Source organism: Planotetraspora sp. A-T 1434 (assembly GCF_025420585.1).
In the GTDB taxonomy this organism is placed as follows: Bacteria; Actinomycetota; Actinomycetes; order Streptosporangiales; family Streptosporangiaceae; genus JAOEGB01.
Genome location: NZ_JAOEGB010000116.1, coordinates 1 through 370, shown reverse-complemented (window position 1 = coordinate 370; position 370 = coordinate 1). Strand labels below are relative to the sequence as shown.

Genomic DNA, 370 nt, shown 5'->3' with positions numbered 1-370 from the left:
CGACCCCCAGCAACGCCTGCTACTGGAGGTGGCCTGGGAAACCTTCGAACGGGCCGGCATCGACCCCCGCTCGCTGAAGGGAAGCCGCACCGGCGTGTTCGCCGGCACCAACGGCCAGGACTACGCGACCAGCCTCGGCCGGACGCCTGAGGAGATCGAGGGATACCTGATCACCGGAACGGCGGCCAGCGTCCTGTCGGGAAGGATCGCGTACACCTTCGGGTTCGAGGGGCCCGCGGTGACCGTCGACACCGCCTGCTCATCGTCCCTGGTGGCGCTCCACCTGGCCGTACGGTCACTCCGGTCGGGCGAGTCCGACCTCGCCTTGGCAGGCGGCGTGACGGTGATGACATCACCGGGAACTTTCGTG

Annotated in this window: 1 protein-coding gene; it reads left to right on the top strand. The window is 68.6% G+C overall.

The window, feature by feature from the left end; translation table 11 throughout:
- Window positions 1-370 (top strand): polyketide synthase (locus tag N5079_RS35205; protein WP_261588553.1); only part of this gene is annotated, 370 nt, incomplete at both ends.